The following is a 23,322-nucleotide window of genomic DNA, read 5'->3' as shown; positions in this document are numbered from 1 at the left end:
GGGCATCAGAAGTCCTCGTCCAGGTCGACCGTGCCCTCCACGGCGACCTGGTACGCGGACGGACGCCGCTCGAAGAAGTTGGTCAGCTCCTGGACGCCCTGCAGCTCCATGAACGAGAACGGGTTCTCCGAGCCGTACACCGGAGCGAAGCCCAGCCGCACCAGCCGCTGGTCGGCCACGCACTCCAGGTACTGCCGCATCGACGCGGTGTTCATGCCGGGCAGCCCGTCGCCGCACAGGTCCCGCGCGAACTGCAGCTCCGCCTCGACCGCCTCGCGCAGCATGTCGGTGACCTGCCGTCCGAGCTCCTCGTCGAACAGCTCCGGCTCCTCCTTGCGCACGGTGTCCACCACGTCGAACGCGAACGACATGTGCATCGTCTCGTCGCGGAACACCCAGTTGGTGCCGGTCGCCAGACCGTGCAGCAGCCCCCGGCTGCGGAACCAGTACACGTAGGCGAACGCGCCGTAGAAGAACAGGCCCTCGATACAGGCGGCGAAGCAGATCAGGTTCAGCAGGAAGCGGCGCCGGTCGGACCGCGACTCCAGCCGGTCGATCGTCTCCACCGAGTCCATCCACCGGAAGCAGAACTCGGCCTTCTCCCGGATGGACGGGATGTTCTCCACGGCCGCGAAGGCCGCCGCCCGGTCGTCCGGGTCGGGCAGATAGGTGTCCAGCAGGGTCAGGTAGAACTGGACGTGCACGGCCTCCTCGAACAGCTGCCGCGACAGGTACAGCCTGGCCTCGGGCGAGTTGATGTGCTTGTACAGCGTCAGCACCAGGTTGTTCGCGACGATCGAGTCGCCGGTGGCGAAGAACGCCACGAGCCGGCCGATCAGATGCTGCTCCTCGGGCGTCAGCTTCGCCAGGTCGGCGACGTCCGAGTGCAGGTCCACCTCCTCGACGTGCCAGGTGTTCTTGATCGCGTCCCGGTAGCGCTCGTAGAAGTCCGGGTAGCGCATGGGGCGCAGGGTCAGCTCGAAGCCGGGGTCGAGCAGGTTCTTGGTCGCGCTGGTGGTCACTGGCAGGCCTCGCAGGATTCGGGGTTCTCGAGGGAGCAGGCGACGGCCTCGGGGTCGGCCGGCTGCTGGACGGGGACGGCGGCGCGGGCCGCGCGGGCGATCCGGGTCGCCGGGCGGGAGCGCAGGTAGTAGGTGGTCTTCAGCCCCTGCTTCCAGGCGTAGGCGTACATCGAGGAGAGCTTGCCGATGGTCGGCGTCTCCAGGAACAGGTTCAGCGACTGCGCCTGGTCCAGGAACGGGGTGCGGGCGGCGGCCATGTCGATCAGACCGCGCTGCGGGATCTCCCACGCCGTGCGGTACAGCCGCCGTACGTCCTCCGGGATCCACGCGAAGTCCTGCACCGAGCCGCCCGCCTCGCGCAGCGCCTCCCGGGTGCGCGCGTCCCACACGCCGAGCCGCTTGAGGTCCTCCACCAGGTAGGAGTTGACCTGGAGGAACTCCCCCGACAGCGTCTCGCGCTTGAACAGGTTGGACACCTGCGGCTCGATGCACTCGTACACGCCGGCGATGGACGCGATGGTCGCGGTGGGCGCGATCGCCAGCAGCAGCGCGTTGCGCAGGCCCGTGGCGGCGATCCGGGTGCGCAGCGCCGCCCAGCGCTCCGGCCAGGCGAGCTCGACGCCGTAGTGGTCGGGGTGCAGCACGCCCCGCGCGGTGCGGGTCTTCTCCCACGCGGGCAGCGGGCCGTGCCGCTCGGCGAGCGCGGCCGACGTCTCGTACGCGGCGAGCATGATCCGCTCGGCGATCCGGGTGGACAGTTCCCTGGCCTCGGGGGAGTCGAAGGGCAGCCGCATCCGGAACAGCACGTCCTGGAGCCCCATCACGCCCAGGCCCACCGGGCGCCAGCGGCTGTTGGACCGGGACGCCTCCTCGGTCGGGTAGAAGTTGATGTCGACCACCCGGTCCAGGAACGTCACGGCGGTGCGGACCGCCGCGTCCAGACGCTCCCAGTCCATGCCGTCCCCGTCGGCGAAGGCCGCGAGGTTGACCGAGCCGAGGTTGCAGACCGCCGTCTCCCCGTCGTCGGTGACCTCCAGGATCTCCGTGCACAGGTTCGAGGAGTGGACGACGTGACCCGGCTCGGCGGTCTGGTTGGCGGTGCGGTTGGCGGTGTCCTTGAACGTCATCCAGCCGTTGCCGGTCTGCGCGAGGGTGCGCATCATCCGGCCGTACAGCTCGCGCGCCGGGAGCGTCCTGCGGGCCAGGCCCTTCGCCTCGGCGGCGCGGTAGGCCGCGTCGAACTCCTCGCCCCACAGGTCGACCAGCTCGGGCACGTCCACCGGGGAGAACAGCGACCACGGTGCGTCGTCGGCGACCCGGCGCATGAACTCGTCCGGCACCCAGTGCGCCAGGTTCAGGTTGTGCGTACGGCGGGCGTCCTCACCGGTGTTGTCGCGCAGTTCGAGGAACTCCTCGATGTCCGCGTGCCAGGTCTCCAGGTAGACCGCCGCCGCGCCCTTGCGCCGGCCGCCCTGGTTCACGGCGGCGACCGAGGCGTCCAGCGTCTTCAGGAACGGGACGATGCCGTTGGAGTGCCCGTTCGTGCCGCGGATCAGCGAACCCCGGGCCCGGACGCGGGAGAAGGACAGGCCGATGCCGCCGGCGTGCTTCGACAGGCGGGCGACCTGGTGGTAGCGCTCGTAGAGGGAGTCCAGCTCGTCCGCGGGGGAGTCCAGGAGGTAGCAGGAGGACATCTGCGGGTGGCGGGTGCCGGAGTTGAACAGCGTGGGGGAGGAGGGCAGGTAGTCCAGCCGGCTCATCAGCCCGTACAGCGCGGCGACCTCCTCCAGCGCCCGCGCGCTGTCGTCCTCGGCGAGCCCGCAGGCGACCCGCAGCAGGAAGTGCTGGGGCGTCTCGACGACCTTGCGGGTGACCGGGTGGCGCAGCAGGTAGCGGCTGTGCAGGGTGCGCAGCCCGAAGTAGCCGAACCGGTCGTCGGCGCCGGCGTCGATCAGCGCGTCCAGACGGGCCGCGTGGAGCCGGACGAACGCGGCGGTCCGGTCGGCGATCAGCCCTTCGCGGTGCCCGGTCGCGACCGACCCGGTGAACGACGTGACGCCCTGCGAGGCGGCCTCGGCGCGGATGGCGAGGGTCAGCAGCCGGGCGGCGAGCCGGGAGTAGGCGGGGTCCTCGGAGATCAGCCCGGCGGCCGCCTCGGTGGCCAGTTCCCGCAGCTCCGCCTCGTCGGCGGCGGCGGACCGGCCGCGCAGGGCGGCGGCGGCCACTCGGCCGGGGTCGGCGTCGGGCAGGTCGGCGGTCAGCTGGGTCAGGGTCCGCAGCAGCGCGGCACCGGGACCGTCGCTCTCCTCGGTCACGCGGGTCGCTGAAGCCGGATCGGCTGGCGCGATGGTCACGTGTGGCTCTCCCTCGCTCGGCACGGGGGCCTCGAAGAGCGCAGGGGGCAGCACACGAACGCACGGGGCGTCGCGTCCACCGGCCCATTCCACGAGGCCCGGACGTCAGGGCACCCGGACCGGAAGGGCCGGGCGCACTGTCGGCAGGTCCTCGGACTGACTCCCGTGCGCGCCCGTGGGCAGGCATGGGTACACCGTTGCGGGACAGTTCCGGATTCGCACCGGATTCCCCTGCGACGACAGCGAGCACGAGCATACATCTTGTGCCGGGCGCCGCAGACAGACCCATATGTTGTGTCGCACGCGAGTCGGGTGATGTCGTACGGGAGGGCCAGGGGAGGTGCCCGGCGGAGCCGTCAGAGCGTCAGCTCGTAGACCACCAGCATGATGTCGTCCAGCTCCGGCAGCGGATTCCAGTCCCGCGCCGGGTTGCGCGTGAAGCCCAGCCGCTCGTAGACCCGGTGCGCCGCGTGCATCGTGCGCTGGGTGGACAGCACCATCCGCTCCCGCCCGAGCGCCCGCGCCCGGTCGACGCAGGCGCGCACCAGCGCCTCTCCGGCGCCCCGGCCGCGGTGGGCGCCGGAGACCGCCAGCATCCGTATCTCCGCCTCGCCCCGCTCCGCGATGTCCGCCATGGGCCCGGGGCCCGGCACGAAGGTCACCCCGCCCAGCAGAGCGCCGTGCTCCACGGCGACCAGCACCTCGGCCGCCGCCGCCCGCTTCGCCACGTCCCGCAGCTCGCCGAGGTAGCTGTCGCTCTCCCCGAAGTCCAGCAGCCCGTCGCCGAGATAGGCCTGCGCGGTGATCTCACCGAGTTCCGCGTGTTCGCCGGCGGTCACCGGCCGGATGACGATGTCCATGGGGGGAGTCTGCCGGACGGGTACGACAGCGGGCCGCCGGTTTCCACCGGCGGCCCGCTGCCCTGGACGCGACGGCGTCAGTGCGTGCTGCCCGCCGTGGCCGGCGGGAGCTCCACCTGGACGCCCGGGTCGCCGGCGTCCGCCGTGTAGTCCTGCGGCGTGGTCTCGTCGACGCCCTCCGGCGCCTTGACCGCCCGCATGACGAAGGTCAGGACGACCGTGACCAGCACGTTGATCACGAACGCGGTGAGACCGATGTAGCCGATCTCCCCGATGCCCGGGATCTCGTCCGAGGACCCGCCGAAGTGCTTCTGCGTCGGCGAGGCCACCCCGTACGCGGCGACCGTGCCGTAGATCATGCCGACCGCCCAGCCGCCGATCAGCGCCCAGCGGTGGAACCAGCGGGTGAACAGGCCGCCCACCAGCGCCGGGAACGTCTGGAGGATCCAGATGCCGCCCAGCAGCTGGAAGTTGATCGCGACGGTCTTGTCCATGGTCAGCACGAAGACCAGCGCGCCCACCTTCACCAGCAGGGACACGGCCTTGGAGACGGCGGTCTCCTGCTTGGGCGTCGCGTCCGGCTTGATGAAGTCCTTGTAGATGTTGCGGGTGAACAGGTTCGCCGCCGCGATCGACATGATCGCCGCCGGCACCAGCGCGCCGATGCCGATGGCCGCGAAGGCCACACCGGCGAACCAGTCCGGGAACATGTTCTCGAACAGCTGCGGGATGGCCAGCTGGCCGTTGTCCACCTTCACCCCGGCCGCGATCGCCATGAACCCGAGCAGCGCCAGCAGGCCCAGCATCAGCGAGTACAGCGGCAGGATCGTGGTGTTGCGGCGGATCACCTCACGGCTGCGCGAGGACAGCGTCGCGGTGATCGAGTGCGGGTACATGAACAGCGCGAGCGCCGAGCCCAGCGCCAGCGTGGCGTAGGTCCACTGGCCCGCCTCGCCCGGCACCGTCGCGCCGCGCGGCGCTCCCGTGGCCGGGTTGGTCTGGCTGTACGCCTCGGTCGCCTTGGCGAAGATCTCGTCGAAGCCGCCGAGCTTGATCGGGATGTAGATGATCGCCACCGCGATCACGATGTAGATCAGCGTGTCCTTGACGAACGCGATCAGCGCGGGCGCCCGCAGACCCGACGAGTAGGTGTACGCGGCCAGCACGCCGAAGGCGATGAGCAGCGGCAGGTCCTTGATGAACCAGTTGGTGTTCTCGCCGCCGCCGACGCCCATCACGTCCAGCACGGCCTGGATGCCGACCAGCTGGAGCGCGATGTACGGCATCGTCGCCAGGATGCCGGTGACCGCGACGGCCAGCGACAGACCCTTCGAGCCGAACCGCCCGCGTACGAAGTCGGAGGTCGTCACATAGCCGTGCTTGTGCGACACCGACCACAGCCGGGGCAGGAAGGTGAAGATCAGCGGGTACACCAGGATCGTGTACGGCACCGCGAAGAAGCCGGCCGCGCCCGCCGCGTAGATCGCCGCCGGGACGGCCACGAAGGTGTACGCCGTGTACAGGTCACCGCCCAGCAGGAACCAGGTGACCCAGGTGCCGAACGAGCGCCCGCCCAGGCCCCACTCGTCGAGGGTGTGCTCGTTCGCGGCCTTGCGCCAGCGCGCGGCCAGGAAGCCCATCACCGTGACGAGCAGGAAGAAGAAGATGAAGACGGCGAGTGCCACGCCGTTGACGCCGTCGTTCACTGCTCCGCACCGCCCTTCCGGTCCGAGCGGGCGCGCTGGTCACGCTGCCAGAGCTTGTACGCGACCATCGTCAGGACGGTCGAGATCAGCACCCACAGCATCTGGTACCAGTAGAAGAAGGGGATGCCGATCACCACCGGGTCGGTCTTGGCGTAGGACCCGACCCACAGCATGGCGACGAATGGTGCGAGCAGGCAGAGGCCGATGACGACGCGCACAGGCGTCACCACCGGCCCCGGAGTAGTTTGCGGGGTTTGCGACATCAGACGGCTCCCGTCCCCTCACTGATCGCCGACGTTGGCTCGCGGCAATGTAGGTGAGGGTGCGGTGACCTCGGAACCCCCCGTGAGAGGGGCGGTATGCAGCAGCAGCGCAACCGAGAGGCAACAGCAACGAAAATCCTGTCAACCACCCGGAATGCCGGGATTTGCGGCCGGGCGACCGGCCGCCCGGTCACCGCCGGGCTCAGTCCTGGGGGCGCTTGAGGCGGGCGACGAACTTGTACCGGTCGCCGCGGTACACCGACCGCACCCACTCCACCGGCTGTCCGTCCCGGTCGAGCGAGTGCCGGGACAGCATCAGCATCGGCAGGCCGACGTCGGTGCCCAGCAGGCCCGCCTCACGCGGCGTGGCCAGGGACGTCTCGATGGTCTCCTCCGCCTCCGCGAGATGGACGTCGTACACCTCGGCGAGGGCGGTGTAGAGGGAGGTGTACTTGGTCAGGCTGCGACGCAGGGCCGGGAAGCGCTTGGCGCTGAGGTGGGTGGTCTCGATGGCCATCGGCTCGCCGTTGGCCATGCGCAGCCGCTCGATGCGCAGCACACGCCCGCCCGCGGTGATGTCGAGCAGGCCGGCGAGCCGGTCGTCGGCCGTGATGTACCCGAGGTCCAGCAGTTGCGAGGTCGGCTCCAGGCCCTGCGCGCGCATGTCCTCGGTGTACGAGGTCAGCTGGAGCGCCTGGGACACCTTGGGCTTGGCGACGAACGTGCCCTTGCCCTGGATACGCTCCAGACGGCCCTCGACCACCAGCTCCTGGAGCGCCTGGCGCACGGTGGTGCGCGAGGTGTCGAACTCGGCCGCCAGCGTGCGCTCGGGCGGGACCGGCGTGCCGGGAGGCGCGGTCTCGGTCATGTCGAGCAGGTGCTTCTTCAGCCGGTAGTACTTGGGCACGCGTGCCGTACGGACCGCGGTCCCACCCTCGTTCTCCGTACTGCTGACGTCGGTGCTCATGCTCTGCCTTCCCGGCTCCGGCTGCCGAAGCGGCCGACAGACCGTCGGCCGCGGCTGACATCGTGGCACGGCTCCGGGCGGGGGCGGTCCCTCCGCACGCTCCGTGATCCCTTTTGTATACCCCTGTGACCAGGGATGGTCCAGACCACGGGCGGTGGTCAGAGCCCCTGCCACTCCGGCTTGTTGGCGTAGGTGTGGCGGAAGTAGCCGGCGAGCTTCAGCTCGGAGGCGGCGGCCTCGTCGACCACCACGGTGGCGTGCGGGTGCAGCTGGAGCGCGGACGCCGGGCACACCGCGGCGACCGGGCCCTCGACGGTGGCGGCGACCGCCTCCGCCTTGCCCTCGCCGGTGGCCAGCAGCACCAGGTGCCGGGCCTCCAGGATGGTGCCGATGCCCTGGGTGATGACGTGGTGCGGCACCTGGCCGATGTCGCCGTCGAAGAAGCGGGCGTTGTCCACCCGGGTCTGCTCGGTCAGCGTCTTGATCCGGGTGCGCGAGGCGAGGGAGGAGCACGGCTCGTTGAAGCCGATGTGCCCGTCGGTGCCGATGCCCAGCAGCTGGAGGTCCACGCCGCCGGCCTCGGCCAGCTCGCGGTCGTAGCGCTCGCACGCGGCCTGCACGTCCTCGGCCGTGCCGTCGGGGCCCAGGAAGGCGTCCATCGGGATGCCGAGCGGCTCGAGGACCTCGCGCCGGAGCACCGAGCGGTAGGACTCGGGGTGGTCGGCGGGGAGCCCCACGTACTCGTCGAGCTGCGCCACCCGCGCGCGGGAGGTGTCCACGGCGCCGGCGCGGACCTTCGCCGCCAGCGCCTCGTAGACGGGCAGCGGCGTGGAACCGGTCGCCACGCCGAGCAGGGCGTCGGGCTTGCGCCGCAGCAGCCGCGCCATGGCCTCGGCGACGAGCTCGCCTCCCGCCTTGGCGTCCGCAACGATGACAACTTCCACGGTGGGCCTGCCGATCTTCCGGTGGACTCGACTGGGACGGGTCCCGGGGCGCCGGGACCATGTGGTTTAGACCAATCTCAAATCTAGCAGAGGGCCGCCCTTCGGCCGAGGCGAAACCGGCCTCGGGCGCGAAACCGTCCCCCGCGCCCGGATGCCCCCGAAATCGCCGCGCCCGACCGGCCCCGTGGCGACCCCCGCCGGGTTAGGCTGCGTGGTGGACCCGTCTGTGTCCGGCGCGGCGCGGAGCGACGGTCGAAGAACCTCCGCACGACGCATTTACAGGCGCAGTGGTCTAGTCCACAATGCGTAGCAGGACACACAGACCTGCCTTCCCCGCACAGGAAGGCGGACCGAGGATCCGAGGCTCTCTGCCCTGACTGCCCCGGCTCCTCATCCTTCGGCCGACCGGGACCGCACACCCCACCGGCCGATATTGCTCCGGGCTGCGGTGCCGGGAGGGTTGAGGGTCCCTCCCAGGCGCCGCGGCCCGCGGGTGTTTCCGGGGCGCGCGAACCCACGGGTACGCTCGCCGACGTGCCCTCCATGAACGAACTCGTACGCCAGCACACCGCCCTCGACGACACCGACCTCGAGTGGCTCCACCTGCTGGTCTCGGAGTGGCAGCTGCTCTCCGACCTCTCCTTCGCCGACCTCGTCCTGTGGGTCCCCACCCGCGACGGCACCCGCTACGTCTCCGTCGCCCAGATGCGGCCCAACACCGGCCCCACCTCCTACCAGGACGACATGGTCGGCCATCTGGTCCCACGCGGCCGCAGGCCCATGCTGGACGCCGCCCTGGACGAGGGCCGGATCGTGCGCGAGGGCGACCCGGAGTGGCGCGAGGAGGTCCCGGTCCGCGTCGAGTCCATCCCGGTACGCCGCGAGGGCCGGGTGCTCGGGGTGATCGCCCGCAACACCAACCTGCTCACCGTGCGCACCCCCAGCCGGCTGGAGCTCACGTATCTCCAGAGCGCCTCCGACCTGGCCCAGATGATCGCGGCCGGCGCCTTCCCGTTCGCGAACCAGCAGCTGGAGATGGACGCCTCGCCGCGGGTCGGCGACGGCCTGATCCGCCTCGACGCCGACGGCGTCGTCCAGTACGCCTCGCCCAACGCCCTGTCCGCCTACCACCGTCTGGGCCTCGCCGCGGACCTGGTGGGCCATCACCTCGGGCAGACCACCGCGGAACTGGCGCCCTCGCGCGGTCCGGTGGACGAGGCGCTGGCGAAGGTCGCGAGCGGCTGGGCGCCCCGCGAGTTCGAGATCGAGTCCGACGACGGCGTCATCCAGTTCCGGGCGATCCCGCTCAAGCCGAAGGGCACCCGCATCGGTTCGCTGGTGCTGCTCCGGGATGTGACCGAACTGCGCCGCCGCGAGCGCGAGTTGATCACCAAGGACGCCACCATCCGGGAGATCCACCACCGGGTGAAGAACAACCTCCAGACGGTGGCCGCGCTGCTGCGGCTCCAGGCCCGCCGGATCGGCTCCGAACGCGGACGCGCGGCGCTGGAGGAGGCCGTGCGGCGGGTCGGGTCCATCGCCATCGTCCACGAGACGCTGTCCCAGAACCTGGACGAGCGCGTGGAGTTCGACGAGATCGCCGACCGGGTGCTCGCCATGGTCGCCGAGATCTCCCCGGGCAAGGTCACCGGCCGGCGCTCGGGCCGCTTCGGGATACTCGACGCCGAGGTGGCCACGCCGCTGTCGATGGTGCTGACCGAGGTGCTCCAGAACGCGCTGGAGCACGGCTTCCGCGAGGGCGAGACCGGCACCGTCGAGGTGTCCGCGGTGCGCGGCGGCACCTCACGGGAGGCACGTCTGCTGGTCACCGTGCAGGACGACGGGGTGGGGCTGCCCGAGGGCTTCGACCCGCACACCGCCGGCAACCTGGGCCTCCAGATCGTACGGACGCTGGTGGAGGGGGAGTTGGGCGGCGCCTTCGACATGGTGCCGGCGCCGGAGCGGGGGACCCGGGTGATCCTCGACATCCCGGTGCAGGCGGACGCCTGACCGCCCGGGGTCCGGCGCCGCCGTCCGGGCCCGGACAGCAAAAGACCCCGGACCCATGGTCCGGGGCTGATGCTCGTTCCTTCGCTTCCCCTGCCCGATCGGGTCGGACAACGGGGGAACTTCGCGCTGCGGCTCGGGGCGGGAGATGCGTGTGCGCCGTCCACGGAATCATCCGGACGGGCGCACACGCGCCGCCAAGCTCAGGCTGTTTGCAGGGGCGGGGTCGTCAGGCGGAGGCCTGACGCGCCCGGTTGCGGGCGGCGCGGCGCTTCATCGCGCGACGCTCGTCCTCGCTGAGACCACCCCAGACGCCGGAGTCCTGACCGGACTCGAGCGCCCACTGCAGGCACTGCTCGATCACCGGGCAGCGGCGGCAGACGGCCTTGGCTTCCTCGATCTGCAGCAGCGCGGGACCGGTGTTGCCGATGGGGAAGAAGAGCTCGGGGTCTTCCTCGCGGCAAACGGCGTTGTGACGCCAGTCCATGGCTGCTACCTCTCCTTGGTATTACTGCAGGTGCTTGTGAATGTGAACGCTTTCACGAATCCCCCGACAAGGGAAGGGCCGACCGCCAGGTTCCCTGGCGTGGTCCATGGTTTGAAGGGGGGTTCCGGTGATCTCTGGAGGCCGGTGGTGCGGGCCGTCCCGATCGCCAAGAAGAGACTCGCAAACCTCGGCGGCGGATACAACCCCTTCCGGAAAGTTTTTTTTGATTCTTCGGTGTCGACTAGGTCACAGCCGTACTTCCATGGGGTGGACCCTGGCCTAAACGTTCGACTGAAAGGACTTTGGCCCTTTCTGCTCACACAATCACACGCAGTGCACGGCGAACGCCTGTGAACGTCACGCTGGTACGCAGCCCCAGGTGGTCACCGTCCATCTGAAGGGGCAGCGGCACCTTCGAATGCAAGGTGAAGCGGGTCAGATCGTGCCGCGTCACGGCGTGCCTGCCGCGGGGTCCGCGCTCCGGGGACGAAGTGAGCAACTGCGTGCCATACCGGGCAACCGCGGGGGCCGACATCCGGGTGAGACCGAAAACATCGAGTCCCGTGTCGAAGGACGCCTGCGGCGAGGCGTAGATCGGGCGGTTGCCGAGGAACGTCCACGGCGAGGTGTTCGACACTATGGAGAGCACCAGATCCTCGACCGGCTCCTCGCCCACGAGGTCCAGCGTGATCACCCCGCGTCGGCGGTGCGGGTCGCCCAGCAGCTGACGCACCACCTGGCGCATGTACAGCGCGTGCGTCGACCTCCGGCCCCGCTCCCGCTGCTGCTCCACCCGGCCGACCACGCCGGCGTCGAAGCCCAGACCCGCGTTGAACGTGAACCAGCGGGACGGCACCGCCTCGTCCTCGGTGCCCGGCGTGCCCGAGGTCAGCCCCAGGCCCACGGTCCGCTCCCGGCCCTCGCGCAGCGCGTCCAGCAGCACGCCGGTCGCCTCCACGGGCTGGTTGGGCAGCCCCAGGGCGCGCGCGAAGACGTTGGTGGAGCCGCCGGGGACCACGGCGAGACCGGGCAGGCGCTCCGGGTCGGGGCCCGCGTGCAGCAGGCCGTTGACGACCTCGTTCACCGTGCCGTCGCCGCCCAGGGCGACCACCAGGTCGACCTCGCCGCTCTCCGCCGCCTGCCGTCCCAGGTCGCGGGCGTGACCCCGGTACTCGGTGGTCACCGCGTCCAGTTTCATCTCACTGGCGAGCGCGTGGATCAGCACGTCGCGCGTGCGCGCACTGGTGGTGGTTGCCGCCGGGTTGACCACGAGAAGTGCACGCATGACGTGCAGAGTACCTACTCGGCGGTACCCGGCCCAGACCGAGGCCCCGCCCGGTGGACGGCGCGGGGCGTGAACCTCGCCACGGGACGGCGTCACAGCGGCGGCTACCCTGCAAGGGTGAGCAGCGAGCAGACCCCCGTCACCGGCCCCGACGACACCGGCGCCCGGCCGCGCCGCCTGACGTACGCCGCGGCCCTCGCCGTGCTGGAGGGCGTCGCGCTGGTCGTGGGCGGCGTCTGGCTGCTGGTGCTCGGCCTCGCCGGAGAGCCGGACGACCGGCAGCAGGCCGTCACCGGCGGGGTCACCCTGATCGTGCTGGCGCTGCTGCCGCTGCTGGCCGCGCGCGGCCTGTTCGCCCGGCGGAGCTGGAGCCGGGGGCCCGCCGTCATCACGCAGATCATGGCGCTGCCGGTGGCCTACAACATGCTGATGTCCGACGGCGTGGCCATCCCCGCGGGGATCGTGCTCGCCGTCGTCGCCGTGACCGCGCTGGTGCTGCTGATCAACGCGGAGACCACCCGGGCCCTCGGCATCCGCGGACCCGGGAACGCGGGCGACGGCGCGCGGTGACGCGCCGCGCCGGCGCCTGATCCCGCGTCCGGCCGTCCGCCTACTCCTCGACGAGCAGCTTCTCCCGCAGCTGGGCCAGGGTGCGGGCCAGCAGCCGGGAGACGTGCATCTGGGAGATGCCGACCTCCTGCGCGATCTGCGACTGGGTCATGTTGCCGAAGAAGCGCAGCAGCAGGATCCGCTTCTCGCGCGGCGGGAGGTCCTCCAGCAGCGGCTTGAGCGACTCCCGGTACTCCACGCCCTCCAGCGCCTCGTCCTCCGCGCCGAGGGTGTCGGCGACCGCCGGGGACTCGTCGTCGGTGTCGGGGACGTCCAGGGACAGCGTGGAGTAGGCGTTCGCCGACTCCAGGCCCTCCAGGACCTCCTCCTCGGAGATCGCCAGCTTCTCGGCGAGCTCGTGCACCGTGGGGGAGCGGCCGTGCAGCTGGGACAGCTCCGCCGTGGCCGTGGTGAGCGCCAGCCGCAGCTCCTGGAGCCGGCGCGGCACGCGCACCGCCCAGCCCTTGTCGCGGAAGTGCCGCTTGATCTCGCCGACGACCGTCGGGGTGGCGTACGTGGAGAACTCCACGCCCCGGTCCGGGTCGAAGCGGTCCACGGACTTGATCAGCCCGATGGTGGCGACCTGGGTCAGGTCGTCCAGCGGCTCGCCGCGGTTGCGGAAGCGGCGCGCCAGGTGCTCGACGAGCGGCAGATGCATCCGCACCAGGCGGTTGCGCAGCTCCGCGTACTCCGGGGTGCCGTCCTGGAGCGTGCGCAGTTCGAGGAAGAGGGCGCGCGCCCCGCTGCGGTCGTGCGGGTCGTGGTGCGCGTGCGTGCCCGGCGTACCCGGTGCGCTCCGTGCGCCGGAGGCAGGCGCCGCCTGCTCCTCGGCCTCTCGCTCGTGCTCGCTCATCGTCCCGCCCGTCGCCCTTCCCCGAGCGCTCGCCTCGTCCCCCGCCACCGGCTCGGCCAGGGCGGGGGCGTCCCCGCCGGGAGCGGCCGGCCCGGCCGCGGACGTGTCCCGCACGGCACCGCCGGCCTGCCCGCCGCCCGGCCGGACGCCCCTGGCGGAGTCGTCCTCCGGATGCGGCCGGGCCTGCTCGGGGATGCCGTCGATGCCGTCCGGCGCGCGCTCGGCCGGCAGCTCCCTTGTGCCGCGTTCTTCGTCCCGCACCGGCCCGTCCTCGCTCCTCACGCCGGCCCGGGTCCCGCGCCGCGCTGTTTGTAGAGGCTGATCGACACGGTCCTGTCCTCGTCCACGGCCGAGGAGACCTTGCCCGCGAGCGCGGACAGCACGGTCCAGGCGAAGGTGTCCCGCGAGGGGGCGTGGCCGTCCGTGGTGGGCGCCGAGACGGTGACCTCGAGCGAGTCGTCGACGAGCCGGAAGACGCAACTGAGCACCGATCCCGGCACGGCCTGCTGGAGCAGGATCGCGCAGGCCTCGTCGACCGCGATGCGCAGGTCCTCGATCTCGTCGAGGGTGAAGTCCAAACGGGCCGCGAGGCCGGCCGTGGCCGTACGCAGCACCGACAGGTAGGCCCCCGCGGCCGGCAGCCGGACTTCCACGAAGTCCTGGGTCGCGGGCTCGCCAGCGATCTGGGACACCCTCACCTCCAAGGTGGTACAAGCGTTTCAGGGCCTGTGTTCGCCCCCGGGCAACGCGCTACGTGGTTCAGCGGTGACGCTATCGCGCTCCCCGCGGTCCTGTCGCCGGGACCCCGGCCCGTTGCCGTCACTCATAGTAAAACTGTGAACACGCTGCGTGGCTAGGGGTCTGCGACGCCCAAATGGGAAGAGCGCGCGCCGCATTGACGTACCCAGGCGCCGGACCGTCGAACCGTCCGGCTCCGTGGTCCCGCCACGTCACACCAGTACGTGGTCGACGAAGCACCACCGCCAGTCCTCGCCGGGCTCATGGGTCCGCATCACGGGATGGCCGGTCTCCTTGTGATGCTCCGTGGCGTGCCGGTTCGGCGAGGAGTCGCAGCACCCGACGTGGCCGCAAGTGAGACAGAGGCGCAGCTGCACCGGATCGGTGCCGTCCCGCAGACACTCGGGACATGTCTCACCGAGCGGGACGGGGTCCGGGTGCGGCAGCGCCTCGACGTGCGTGCACTGTTTCATGATTGCCAGATTACGACGGTCGCGCGGACGGCCGCGCGAAAAACGAGGGTGGGCCCGACATGGACGTGATGCCCCTGCTGCTCCTGGTCGCGGGCAGTGCCGCGGTGGCCGCCGCCGCCCGGCGGACGCCGGTGCCACCGCCGCTGGTGCTGGTCGCGGTGGGTCTGGCGGTCAGCTACCTGCCCGGCGTGCCCCCGTACGCCCTCGACCCGCACATCGTGCTGCCGCTGATCCTCCCGCCGCTCCTCTACACGGCGGCCGTCGAGAGCTCCTACCTGGACCTGCGGGCGCAGCTGCGGCCGGTGGCCCTGCTGTCCGTCGGGTACGTGCTGTTCGCGACGCTCGCCGTGGGCTGGGTGCTGTACCTGCTGGTGCCGGGGCTGCCGCTGACCGCGGCGCTGGTGTTCGGCGCCGTGGTGGCGCCCCCGGACGCCGTCGCGGCGACCGCGGTGGCCCGCAGGGTCGGCCTGCCCTCGCGGATCACGACGATCCTCCAGGGCGAGTCGCTGTTCAACGACGCGACCGCGATCACCGCGTTCCGGGTCGCCGTGGCCGCGTCCGTCGGCGAGGGCGTGAGCTGGGCCGGGGGAGTGGGGGAGTTCCTGCTGGCCGCGGTGGGCGGCGTGGCGGTCGGCCTGGTGCTGATGGCGCCGCTGCACTGGCTGCGCACCCACGTCAAGGAGACGCTGCTGCAGAACACGCTGTCGCTGCTCATCCCGTTCGTCGCGTACGGCGTCGCCGAACAGGTGCACGCCTCCGGGGTGATCGCCGTCGTCGTGGTCGCGCTGTACCTCGGGCACCGCGCGTGGGAGGTGGACTTCGCCACCCGGCTCCAGGAGTCGGCGGTGTGGGGCATGGTCGCGTTCGTCCTGGAGTCGGCCGTGTTCGCCCTGATCGGACTCCAGCTGCCCTTCGTCATGCGCGGGCTTGGGGACCACGAGGGCAGCTCCTCCGCCTGGTACGCCGCGGTCGTGTTCGCGGCGGTCGTCGTCGTGCGGTTCCTCTGGGTGTACCCGGCGGTCTGGCTGCCGTACCTGGTCTCGGCGCGGATCCGGGCGCGGGAGCGCAGGCCCGGCTGGAAGGCGCCGTTCGTGATCTCGTGGGCGGGGATGCGCGGGGTGGTCTCGCTGGCCATCGCCTTCTCGATCCCGGTCACCGCGGAGGGCGAGGACTTCCCGCACCGGTATCTGCTGCTCTTCCTGACCTTCACCACCGTCATCGGCACGCTCGTCGTGCAGGGGCTGACCCTGCCGCCGCTGATCCGGATGCTGCGGCTGCCCGGGCGCGACGCGCAGGCGGAGACGCTGGCCGAGGCCAACGCGCAGGCGCAGGCGTCCCGGGTCGCCGAGGAGCGCCTCGACGCCCTGCTCGCCGACGAGCGCAACGCCCTTCCGGCGCCGCTGGCCGACCGGCTGCGCAGCGTCCTGGAGCGCCGCCGCAACGCCGTCTGGGAGCGGCTCGGGCAGGTCAACCCGGTCACCGGCGAGTCGGTGGACGACACCTACCGGCGACTGTCGCGGGAGATGATCGGCGCCGAGCGCGAGGTGTTCGTGAAGCTGCGCGACGGGCGCTACATCGACGACGAGATGCTGCGGACGCTGCTGCGCCGGCTGGACCTTGAGGAGGCGGCGGCCTACCGGGAGACGGAGTAGGCCCTTCCCGGCCGGCGCGCGGGCTCAGGGGAACGGCCGCCCGGTGATCACCGCGGCGACCGTGCTCCCGCGCGGGAAGGCGCCCTCCCCGGCCAGGGCGGCGAGGGCGTGCAGCAACTTGGCGACATAGAGACGTTCCACCGGGACGCCGTGACGCTGTTCGAAGTCCGCGGCGAACGCCTCCAGGTCCGCCGGCACGCGCGCGTAGCCGCCGTGGTGGAACCGCTCGTCCAAGGACCACTCCCCTCGGGTCCCGCCGAACGCCTCCGTCTGGAGCGCCCGTATGTCCGCGGTGAGGAAGCCGCCCTTGAGCACCGGTATGCCGAGCGTGCGCGCGCTCCCGGCGAGCCCGGCGGCCAGCCCCGCGAGCGTGCCGCCGGTGCCGCACGCCACCGCGGCCACGTCCGCCGCGCCCGCCAGCTCCCGGCCGAGCTGCACGCACCCGCGCACCGCGGCGGCGTTGCTGCCGCCCTCGGGCACGACGTACGCGCCCTCCGCGTCCGCCGCGCGCAGCACCGACGCGAGGGTGTCCGGATCGGACTTACGGCGGTACACCGACCGCGCCACGAAGTGCAGCCGCATGCCGTCGGCCGCGCACCGCGCGAGCGACGGGTTGAGCGGCCGGCCCGCGAGCTCCTCGCCGCGCACCACGCCCACCGTGCGCAGACCGAGCAGCCGTCCGGCGGCGGCCGTGGCCCGCAGATGGCTGGAGTACGCCCCGCCGAACGTCACCACCGTCCGTCCGCCGGCAGCCGCCAGGTTCGGGCCGAGCTTGCGCCACTTGTTGCCGACCAGCTCGGGGTGGACGAGGTCGTCCCGCTTCAGCAGCAGACGCACCCCGTGCCGCTCGAACCGCGCGTCGACGGCCTCCTCCAGCGGCGAGGGGAGCCGCGGGCGCAGGCCGGCCATGGCGCCGGGGCCGGGAATGTCGGGGCCGGGGGTGGAGCTGGTCACGCGCGTCATTGTCACCCGAGGCGGGGTGCGGTGCGGGCGCCGGTGTTCCGCGTGGGGGGCACGAGGGCGGAACACCGGCGGCGGGCCCCCGGTGCGCGCGGGGCCGCGGCGGGCGGTGACGTCGTCCGGATCACCTCATCCGGTCACTTCAGACGGTCGCGGATCCGCTTGCGCATCGCGGCCATGGTGAACCCGCGCGGGTCCACCTTGCCCGGCTGCCACTCCAGGTGGCCGATGACCGACTGCTCGTTCCAGCCGTGGTGGCGGCAGACCGCCGCCGCGGCCTTCTCGATGGCCTCCAGCTGCGCCGCCGGCCACGGGTCCTTCCCGTCGCCGAGGTTCTCGCACTCGAAGCCGTAGAAGTGCCGGTTGCCGTCGGTGTTGGCCTCGTTGTCCGGCGGGAACGTCTTCTTCTCGGCGATCACCGCCCGCAGCACGTCGTCGTCGCCGAGCCCCGCGTGGTTGGCGCGGCCGTAGCCGACGAGGTGCACCCGGCCGTCCTTGGTGATCACGCCGTGGCACAGCGGGCCCGGCAGCCCCGAGTAGCCCTTGCGGCAGATGTCCACCGTCGCGGCGCTGCCCTTGGTCACCGTGTGATGGATCATCACCCCGTGCACCGGCCCCCAGGGGCCCTTGTGGTTGCGGTTGTGGTCGCGCCAGTCGCCGACCTCGACGACCGTGAGACCCTCCGCCTTGAGAGCGCGCAGGAACGCGCTCGCGGACATGGGTGGGGCCATGCCGCCCTCCTTCGACCCGGACGACGGCCGCCGGACGCGGCCGTCTGGTACAGGGCCTATAGCCGAAAGTCGGCGTTTCAAGTACTCGTTCGGCTGCTGTGCGAGCCGATCCGGACAATCTCCTTCCGCCCGGCCGCCGTTGCCGCCGCCGTCCGGCCGGTCAGTGTGCCCAGCCTGCTCAAGATCCAACCCCGCTCGATCGGGTAATGGCGCGGACACGGGACGTGAGGAACGCTTGATCACGCACCGCGACGCCCGGCACGGCCGGGCGTGGATCTATTGGGGAGGGCATTTCCTTATGTCGGTAGGCGAAGAGGTTCGCACGGAGCAGGCCAGGCAGCAGCAGAGCCTCGGCACGGCGGCGGCGCGGAACCTGGCCACCACGACCAAGTCCGTGCCGCAGATGCAGGAGATCAGCTCCCGCTGGCTGCTGCGGATGCTGCCCTGGGTCGACGTGCAGGGCGGCACGTACCGGGTCAACCGGCGGCTCACCTATGCCGTGGGCGACGGCCGGCTGACCTTCGTGAAGACGGGCGACCGGGTGGAGATCATCCCCGCCGAGCTGGGCGAACTGCCGGTGCTGCGCGACTACGAGGACGAGGAAGTGCTCACCGAGCTGGCCTCCCGGTGCCGGCAGCGGGAGATCGAGGCGGGCCAGGTCGTCGCCTCCTTCGGCAGCCCGGCCGACGAGGTGTACCTGCTGGCGCACGGCAGGGTGGAGCGCGTCGGCACCGGTCCGTACGGCGAGGACGAGTCCCTGGGCGTGCTCGCCGACGGCGCCTACTTCGGCGAACAGGCCCTCCAGGACGACGACGCCATCTGGGAGTACACGGCCCGCACCCTCACCGCCTGCACGGTCCTGGTGCTGCCGCGGGACGCGGTCGACCAGGTCGCCGAGCGGTCCGAGACCCTGCGCGAGCATCTGCGCCGGCGGGCCGACCTTCCGCAGCAGCGCACCAACAAGTACGGCGAGAAGGAGATCGACCTCGCCGCCGGCCACAGCGGCGAGCCGGACATCCCGCACACGTTCGTCGACTACGAGGCCCGGCCCCGCGAGTACGAACTCAGCGTCGCCCAGACCGTGCTGCGCATCCACACGCGCGTGGCCGACCTCTACAACCAGCCCATGAACCAGACGGAGCAGCAGATCCGGCTGACCGTCGAGGCGCTGAAGGAGCGCCAGGAGCACGAGCTGATCAACAACCGCGACTTCGGCCTGCTGCACAACTGCGAGTACGACCAGCGGATCCAGCCGCACGACGGGGTGCCCGGCCCTGACGACATGGACGAACTGCTCAGCAGGCGCCGCGGCACCCGGCTGCTGCTCGCCCACCCGCGCGCCATCGCCGCGTTCGGCCGTGAGCTCAACAAGCGGGGACTCGTCCCGGAGACCATCGACGTCGGCGGCAACCGCATCCCCACCTGGCGGGGCGTGCCCATCTACCCGTGCAACAAGATCCCGGTGACCGAGGCCCGCACCACCTCCATCATCGCGCTGCGCACCGGCGAGGAGGACCAGGGCGTCATCGGCCTGCGCGCGGCCGGCATCCCGGACGAGATCGAGCCGAGCCTGTCCGTGCGGTTCATGGGCATCAACGAACAGGCCATCATCAAGTACCTGGTCACGGCCTACTACTCGGCAGCGGTGCTGGTCCCGGACGCGCTGGGCGTCCTGGAGAACGTCGAGATCGGCCGGTGGCGGTGACCGTCCGCCGGCTGACGCCGCGCCCGCCGTGTCCCCGCCCGCCCGGGCGGGTACATCTGGGGGGAACGTGCTCGACGGGTGCGCAGGCGCCGTCCCTCCGCGCCTTCACCGAGTCGGTCCCAGGGGGAAGTCGATGACGGAGTCCATGGCCCACCCGACGACGGGCCGCCCGGAGCAGCGCACGGCCCGCACGGCGCCCGACGGCGCACCCGGGCCGGACCGGCACACCGGGGACGCGCACACCGCGGACGGGCACGAGGCGGCCGCCCTGCTGGAGCGGACCCGGGCCGCCGTCGACCCGGTGCTGCGCACGGCCCTCGGCTCCCTGCCCGCCCCGATGCGCCGCGTCGCGCTCTACCACTTCGGCTGGCAGAACGAGGACGGCACCCCGGCGGGCGGCGGCTCGGGGAAGGCGCTGAGGCCCGCCCTGGTGCTCGCGGCGGCCTCCGCGCTGCTGCTGGCACTGGTCGCCGCCGAGTGGCGGCCCCTGCTCGACCTGGACGCCGGCATCTCCCGCACCACGCACCGCTGGGCGGTGGCGGAGGACGGACTGACGCAGGCGGCCCGTGTCCTGACGGACTGGGTGTGGGACCCCTGGACGATGCGGCTGCTGTGCGCGGTGGCCGTGGTGATGCTGCTCCGGCGTCCGGGCGGCCGGTGGACCGCGGGGTGGCTGGTCGTGGTGGTGGCCGTGGCCACGGCCGTGCAGCAGGGACTGAAGGCCGCGCTCGGCCGGGAACGCCCGGTGTGGTCCGACCCGGTGGACTCGGCGCACTACGCCGCGTTCCCGTCGGGGCACGCGATGACCGCGACGGTCGTCCTGGGGCTGCTGCTGTGGGTGCTGCGCCGTCACGGGCCGGGACCCGACGTGTGGCGTACGGCGCTGACGGTGGCCGTCGTGTCGGTGGCCGGTGTCGGTCTCACCCGGGTCTGGCTGGGGGTGCACTGGCCGACGGACGTCCTCGGCGGCTGGCTGCTCGGCGCGCTGACGGTGGTCGCGGCGGTCGCGGCACACCGGCGGCTCTGTCCCGCGGCGCCGGACGGGTCCGGCGGTGCGCGCCCGCCGTCGTCCTCACCCGAACCGCCCACCTCGCCCGAACCGCCCACCTCGGACGATCCCCCGCGTCGCCCGAGGTGAACGGCAGCCTGAAGCGGGCCCGTCGGGGGCCCTTCCAGGTGCGCTGAGTATAGTTGGCTGTCAGCCAGTCAACGCAGGAGTCCAGCATGTCCCCGCGCAGCGCCCTGGTCAATGAAGAACTGCGTCGGCGTTCCAAGGAGCGGCTGCTGCACGCGGCCGTCGAGCTCGTCGACGAGCGCGGCTACGAGGCGACCACGCTGGGCGACATCGCCGACCGTGCGGGCTCGGCGCGGGGCCTGGTGTCGTACTACTTCCCGGGGAAGCGCCAGCTCGTGCAGTCCGCCGTGCACCGGCTGATGCACCGCACCCTGGAGGAGGCGCTGGAGCGGGAGCCGCGCACCGACGACGGCGGGGAGCGGATGGCGCGGGCCATCGACGCGATCCTGGGCCTGGCGCGGGACCGTCCGGTGCTGATGCGCCAGCACATGGCGGGGCTGCTCCAGGCGGAGGGCTTCCTGCCGTGTCCCGAGCAGCGGCGGCTGGCCGAGCTGCTGAGCGACACGGTCGCCCGGCACGGCTCGCAGGACGTCGAGTCCGACTACCCGATGCTGCGGGCGCTGCTGATGGGCGCCGTGTACGCGGCGCTGATGCCGGGGGCGCCGATGCCCCTGCCGGTGCTGCGCGCCGAGTTGTTCAAGCGCTACCGGCTGGACTGGGAGATGGGCGTCCCGCCGGACCCCGAGGGGACCGGCGGGACGGAGGAGAAGGACCGGGCGGACCTGGCCCGGTTCTTCGCGACGGACCCGGGGACTCAGTCGAAGTAGTCCGGCTGGGTCTGCACGTTGAGCTCCTGCATACGGACCCAGCGGGCCGGGTCCGTGCGCTTGTCGTCGATCTTCAGGACGTCGAAGCCCTTGGCGATGTCGTTGGAGTAGATGTAGCCGTTGTAGTAGTACGCCGACCACGAGCCGCCGGTGACGATCTGGTCGGTGGACAGCGGACCGCGCTCGAAGTAGGCGATCTCCTTCGGCTTGGACGAGTTGGTGAAGTCCCACACCGAGATGCCGCCCTGGTACCAGGCCTGGACCATCAGGTCACGGCCGCGGACCGGGATCAGCGAACCGTTGTGGGCCACGCAGTTCTCGGTGTCCGCCTGGTGGCGGGGGATCTTGTAGTAGCTGCGGAACACCAGCTTGCTGCGGTCGCCCTTGCCGACGATGTCGTAGATGCCGTCCGCGCCGCGGTTGGGGCCGGTCTCCGCGTTGCAGGTGGCCGCGCCGCCGCCGCCCAGCTCGTCGGTGAAGACGACCTTGTCGGCCCGCTGGTTGAAGGTCGCCGAGTGCCAGAACGCGAAGTTCACGTTGTCCTGGACGCGGTCGATCACCCTCGGGCGCTCGGGGTTCTTGATGGAGAACAGGATGCCGTCGCCCATGCAGGCGCCGGCGGCCAGGTCCTTCGAGGGCAGCACGGTGATGTCGTGGCAGCCGGTGGTCTTGGAGACGCCCGGGTTGGTGGGCGCGCCCGGGTTGCCGCCGCCGTCCGGGCCCTCACCCGGGAACAGCACCGGGAAGCCGACCAGCGCCGCCTTGTGCGGGGCCTTGCGCGGCACCTTGATGACCGAGATGCCGTCGTGCGGCGGCTGGCAGTCGGGGTAGGCCGCGTTCGGCGAGTACGAGGAGACGTAGATGTAGACGTTCTTGCGCTCGGGCACCAGCGTGTGGGTGTGCGAGCCGCAGGCGGTCTCGACGGCGGCGACGTAGCGCGGGTTGCGCTTGTCGCTGATGTCGAAGACCTTCATGCCCTCCCAGGAGGACTTCTCGGTGGCGGGCTGCGTGGTGCTGTTGCAGCTGCTGTCGCTGCGCGAGGAGTCCGTGGACAGGAAGAGCAGGTTGCCGGAGACGGAGATGTCGTTCTGCGATCCGGGACACAGCACCTGGGCCACCGTCTTGGGGCTCCTGGGGTTGCTGATGTCGAAGATGCGGAAGCCGTCGTAGTTGCCGGCGAAGGCGTACTTCCCCTGGAAGGCGAGGTCCGAGTTGGTGCCGGACAGCACGTCCTTGGGGATGTGGGCCACGTGCTCGATGTTGGCGGAGTGGACGATCTCGTCCTGGCCGGGTATCTCGCCGCTCCTGATGGCGGCACGGGCCTCAGCCTGGTCGCTGCGGGACACGTCCTCCGCGGCGGCGGGCGAGTCCCCCGGGTCCGGGATGGCCGCGGCGGGCGCCGCGGTGAGCAGCGCGGCCAGCAGGCCGCCCGCGGCCGCGGCGACTCCCAGCCGTCTCCGCCGGGTTCGGGAAACGCTCAACAGGATCACTGTTTTCCTCCCTGGTTCCGTTCACGTCGGAACGGTGTGGCACCGGCAGTATCGTCTTCGGCATGCACATACCAACAGGGGCGCCACAGCATCGCAACAAAGTTTTTTGATCGAAGTTGCGCGAAACCGTGCTAGGACGGTCATCGACACTCACGAGGTGTCCCGCACCACTGCCGAGCGGGCATACCGCCAGTCACAGGAGGTCCATGTGCAACACCGCCGCGTGCCACGCCTGTCCGCCGTCGCCGCCGGGCTGACCGCGCTGGCCGTACTCGGGCTCGTGGGCTGCGACTCCGGCGGCGACGGCGGACAGG

Annotated in this window: 21 protein-coding genes and 1 riboswitch; of the genes, 6 read left to right on the top strand and 15 right to left on the bottom strand. The window is 71.6% G+C overall.

Features of this window, described 5'->3' with window-relative positions:
* Positions 1-5: 5 nt before the first annotated feature.
* The 7 genes from CCN29_RS08355 to nagB form a co-directional block, all read right to left on the bottom strand.
* Positions 6-962 carry a ribonucleotide-diphosphate reductase subunit beta gene (locus CCN29_RS08355; RefSeq protein WP_228679158.1) on the bottom strand — a complete coding sequence of 319 codons (957 nt, stop codon included), beginning with the start codon at positions 960-962 and terminating at the stop codon, positions 6-8.
* Positions 963-1,018: 56 nt separating this feature from the next.
* The gene (locus CCN29_RS08350; RefSeq protein WP_031020498.1) at positions 1,019-3,376 is read right to left on the bottom strand and encodes a ribonucleoside-diphosphate reductase subunit alpha; all 2,358 of its coding nucleotides are present in this window, start codon (positions 3,374-3,376) and stop codon (positions 1,019-1,021) included.
* A gap of 125 nt (positions 3,377-3,501) precedes the next feature.
* Positions 3,502-3,632: riboswitch (cobalamin riboswitch) on the bottom strand.
* Positions 3,633-3,732: 100 nt separating this feature from the next.
* A complete protein-coding gene (locus CCN29_RS08345) occupies positions 3,733-4,236 on the bottom strand; it encodes a GNAT family N-acetyltransferase (RefSeq protein ID WP_006134752.1) in 504 nt (167 codons plus the stop codon).
* A 77-nt stretch (positions 4,237-4,313) separates the two neighbouring features.
* On the bottom strand, positions 4,314-5,942 hold the full coding sequence (mctP, locus tag CCN29_RS08340; RefSeq protein WP_006134754.1) for a monocarboxylate uptake permease MctP: 1,629 nt from the start codon (positions 5,940-5,942) through the stop codon (positions 4,314-4,316).
* The gene (locus tag CCN29_RS08335; protein ID WP_189404096.1) at positions 5,939-6,205 is read right to left on the bottom strand and encodes a DUF3311 domain-containing protein; all 267 of its coding nucleotides are present in this window, start codon (positions 6,203-6,205) and stop codon (positions 5,939-5,941) included. The genes mctP and CCN29_RS08335 overlap by 4 nt, the downstream gene beginning before the upstream one ends.
* A 202-nt stretch (positions 6,206-6,407) precedes the next feature.
* On the bottom strand, positions 6,408-7,172 hold the full coding sequence (locus tag CCN29_RS08330; protein ID WP_031020506.1) for a GntR family transcriptional regulator: 765 nt from the start codon (positions 7,170-7,172) through the stop codon (positions 6,408-6,410).
* 158 nt (positions 7,173-7,330) lie between these two features.
* Positions 7,331-8,116 (bottom strand): glucosamine-6-phosphate deaminase, encoded by a 786-nt coding sequence (nagB, locus tag CCN29_RS08325; RefSeq protein ID WP_006134757.1) that lies wholly within the window; start codon positions 8,114-8,116, stop codon positions 7,331-7,333.
* Between the two features lie 543 nt (positions 8,117-8,659).
* Here nagB and CCN29_RS08320 point away from each other — a divergent pair.
* Positions 8,660-10,126, top strand: a complete 1,467-nt coding sequence (locus CCN29_RS08320) for a PAS domain-containing sensor histidine kinase (RefSeq protein WP_006134758.1) — start codon at positions 8,660-8,662, stop codon at positions 10,124-10,126.
* 226 nt (positions 10,127-10,352) lie between these two features.
* On the opposite strand, the gene CCN29_RS08315 is transcribed toward CCN29_RS08320, so the two are convergent.
* Positions 10,353-10,610 (bottom strand): WhiB family transcriptional regulator, encoded by a 258-nt coding sequence (locus CCN29_RS08315; protein ID WP_003992873.1) that lies wholly within the window; start codon positions 10,608-10,610, stop codon positions 10,353-10,355.
* A gap of 316 nt (positions 10,611-10,926) precedes the next feature.
* Positions 10,927-11,895, bottom strand: a complete 969-nt coding sequence (locus CCN29_RS08310) for a diacylglycerol/lipid kinase family protein (protein WP_006134762.1) — start codon at positions 11,893-11,895, stop codon at positions 10,927-10,929.
* Between the two features lie 117 nt (positions 11,896-12,012).
* Here CCN29_RS08310 and CCN29_RS08305 point away from each other — a divergent pair, with 117 nt between their 5' ends.
* The gene (locus CCN29_RS08305) at positions 12,013-12,465 is read left to right on the top strand and encodes a hypothetical protein (protein WP_006134763.1); all 453 of its coding nucleotides are present in this window, start codon (positions 12,013-12,015) and stop codon (positions 12,463-12,465) included.
* Positions 12,466-12,505: 40 nt separating this feature from the next.
* On the opposite strand, the gene CCN29_RS08300 is transcribed toward CCN29_RS08305, so the two are convergent.
* From CCN29_RS08300 to CCN29_RS08290, 3 genes are all read right to left on the bottom strand, one after another.
* Positions 12,506-13,618, bottom strand: a complete 1,113-nt coding sequence (locus CCN29_RS08300; RefSeq protein WP_189404090.1) for an RNA polymerase sigma factor SigF — start codon at positions 13,616-13,618, stop codon at positions 12,506-12,508.
* A 17-nt stretch (positions 13,619-13,635) separates the two neighbouring features.
* Positions 13,636-14,049, bottom strand: a complete 414-nt coding sequence (locus tag CCN29_RS08295; RefSeq protein WP_006136266.1) for an ATP-binding protein — start codon at positions 14,047-14,049, stop codon at positions 13,636-13,638.
* Between the two features lie 258 nt (positions 14,050-14,307).
* On the bottom strand, positions 14,308-14,568 hold the full coding sequence (locus tag CCN29_RS08290) for a UBP-type zinc finger domain-containing protein (protein ID WP_006136265.1): 261 nt from the start codon (positions 14,566-14,568) through the stop codon (positions 14,308-14,310).
* Between the two features lie 59 nt (positions 14,569-14,627).
* Between CCN29_RS08290 and CCN29_RS08285 the strand changes: the two genes are divergently transcribed.
* Positions 14,628-16,220, top strand: coding sequence for a Na+/H+ antiporter (locus tag CCN29_RS08285; protein ID WP_086680792.1), 1,593 nt, complete (start codon positions 14,628-14,630; stop codon positions 16,218-16,220).
* 24 nt (positions 16,221-16,244) lie between these two features.
* On the opposite strand, the gene CCN29_RS08280 is transcribed toward CCN29_RS08285, so the two are convergent.
* Together CCN29_RS08280 and CCN29_RS08275 are read right to left on the bottom strand one after the other, a co-directional pair.
* Positions 16,245-17,183: a 1-aminocyclopropane-1-carboxylate deaminase/D-cysteine desulfhydrase gene (locus CCN29_RS08280; protein WP_051803224.1), complete on the bottom strand. Its 939-nt coding sequence runs from the start codon at positions 17,181-17,183 to the stop codon at positions 16,245-16,247.
* A 134-nt stretch (positions 17,184-17,317) separates the two neighbouring features.
* Positions 17,318-17,899, bottom strand: a complete 582-nt coding sequence (locus tag CCN29_RS08275; RefSeq protein ID WP_006136262.1) for an N-acetylmuramoyl-L-alanine amidase — start codon at positions 17,897-17,899, stop codon at positions 17,318-17,320.
* A 310-nt stretch (positions 17,900-18,209) separates the two neighbouring features.
* Here CCN29_RS08275 and CCN29_RS08270 point away from each other — a divergent pair, with 310 nt between their 5' ends.
* The 3 genes from CCN29_RS08270 (at position 18,210) to CCN29_RS08260 (ending at position 21,518) form a co-directional block, all read left to right on the top strand.
* Entirely contained in the window at positions 18,210-19,616 is a 1,407-nt protein-coding gene (locus CCN29_RS08270; RefSeq protein WP_006136261.1) for a family 2B encapsulin nanocompartment shell protein, read from the top strand.
* Positions 19,617-19,953: 337 nt separating this feature from the next.
* Positions 19,954-20,754: a phosphatase PAP2 family protein gene (locus CCN29_RS08265; RefSeq protein WP_086680814.1), complete on the top strand. Its 801-nt coding sequence runs from the start codon at positions 19,954-19,956 to the stop codon at positions 20,752-20,754.
* Between the two features lie 86 nt (positions 20,755-20,840).
* Positions 20,841-21,518 carry a TetR/AcrR family transcriptional regulator gene (locus tag CCN29_RS08260; protein WP_031016530.1) on the top strand — a complete coding sequence of 226 codons (678 nt, stop codon included), beginning with the start codon at positions 20,841-20,843 and terminating at the stop codon, positions 21,516-21,518.
* Here the strand turns inward: CCN29_RS08260 and CCN29_RS08255 are convergent.
* Positions 21,506-23,008: an LVIVD repeat-containing protein gene (locus CCN29_RS08255; RefSeq protein ID WP_031016529.1), complete on the bottom strand. Its 1,503-nt coding sequence runs from the start codon at positions 23,006-23,008 to the stop codon at positions 21,506-21,508. The genes CCN29_RS08260 and CCN29_RS08255 overlap by 13 nt on opposite strands.
* Positions 23,009-23,322 lie beyond the last annotated feature (314 nt).

Source organism: Streptomyces pseudogriseolus (genome assembly GCA_002154585.1).
Classification (GTDB): domain Bacteria; phylum Actinomycetota; class Actinomycetes; order Streptomycetales; family Streptomycetaceae; genus Streptomyces; species Streptomyces pseudogriseolus.
The sequence above is the reverse complement of the archived record's forward strand: the minus strand, read 5'-3'. Positions and strand labels throughout refer to the sequence as shown.

Bases quoted from the DNA above. Each gene is read 5' to 3' on its own strand.
- CCN29_RS08265 (WP_086680814.1), top strand. From the start codon at position 19,954: ATGCGCCGCGTCGCGCTCTACCACTTCGGCTGGCAGAACGAGGACGGC.
- CCN29_RS08330 (WP_031020506.1), bottom strand. From the start codon at position 7,172: ATGAGCACCGACGTCAGCAGTACGGAGAACGAGGGTGGGACCGCGGTC.
- CCN29_RS08275 (WP_006136262.1), bottom strand. From the start codon at position 17,899: ATGTCCGCGAGCGCGTTCCTGCGCGCTCTCAAGGCGGAGGGTCTCACG.
- CCN29_RS08285 (WP_086680792.1), top strand. From the start codon at position 14,628: ATGGACGTGATGCCCCTGCTGCTCCTGGTCGCGGGCAGTGCCGCGGTG.
- CCN29_RS08335 (WP_189404096.1), bottom strand. From the start codon at position 6,205: ATGTCGCAAACCCCGCAAACTACTCCGGGGCCGGTGGTGACGCCTGTG.
- CCN29_RS08345 (WP_006134752.1), bottom strand. From the start codon at position 4,236: ATGGACATCGTCATCCGGCCGGTGACCGCCGGCGAACACGCGGAACTC.
- CCN29_RS08315 (WP_003992873.1), bottom strand. From the start codon at position 10,610: ATGGACTGGCGTCACAACGCCGTTTGCCGCGAGGAAGACCCCGAGCTC.
- CCN29_RS08310 (WP_006134762.1), bottom strand. From the start codon at position 11,895: ATGCGTGCACTTCTCGTGGTCAACCCGGCGGCAACCACCACCAGTGCG.
- CCN29_RS08270 (WP_006136261.1), top strand. From the start codon at position 18,210: ATGTCGGTAGGCGAAGAGGTTCGCACGGAGCAGGCCAGGCAGCAGCAG.
- CCN29_RS08290 (WP_006136265.1), bottom strand. From the start codon at position 14,568: ATGAAACAGTGCACGCACGTCGAGGCGCTGCCGCACCCGGACCCCGTC.
- CCN29_RS08320 (WP_006134758.1), top strand. From the start codon at position 8,660: ATGAACGAACTCGTACGCCAGCACACCGCCCTCGACGACACCGACCTC.
- CCN29_RS08280 (WP_051803224.1), bottom strand. From the start codon at position 17,183: ATGACGCGCGTGACCAGCTCCACCCCCGGCCCCGACATTCCCGGCCCC.
- CCN29_RS08260 (WP_031016530.1), top strand. From the start codon at position 20,841: ATGTCCCCGCGCAGCGCCCTGGTCAATGAAGAACTGCGTCGGCGTTCC.
- CCN29_RS08355 (WP_228679158.1), bottom strand. From the start codon at position 962: ATGCGCTACCCGGACTTCTACGAGCGCTACCGGGACGCGATCAAGAAC.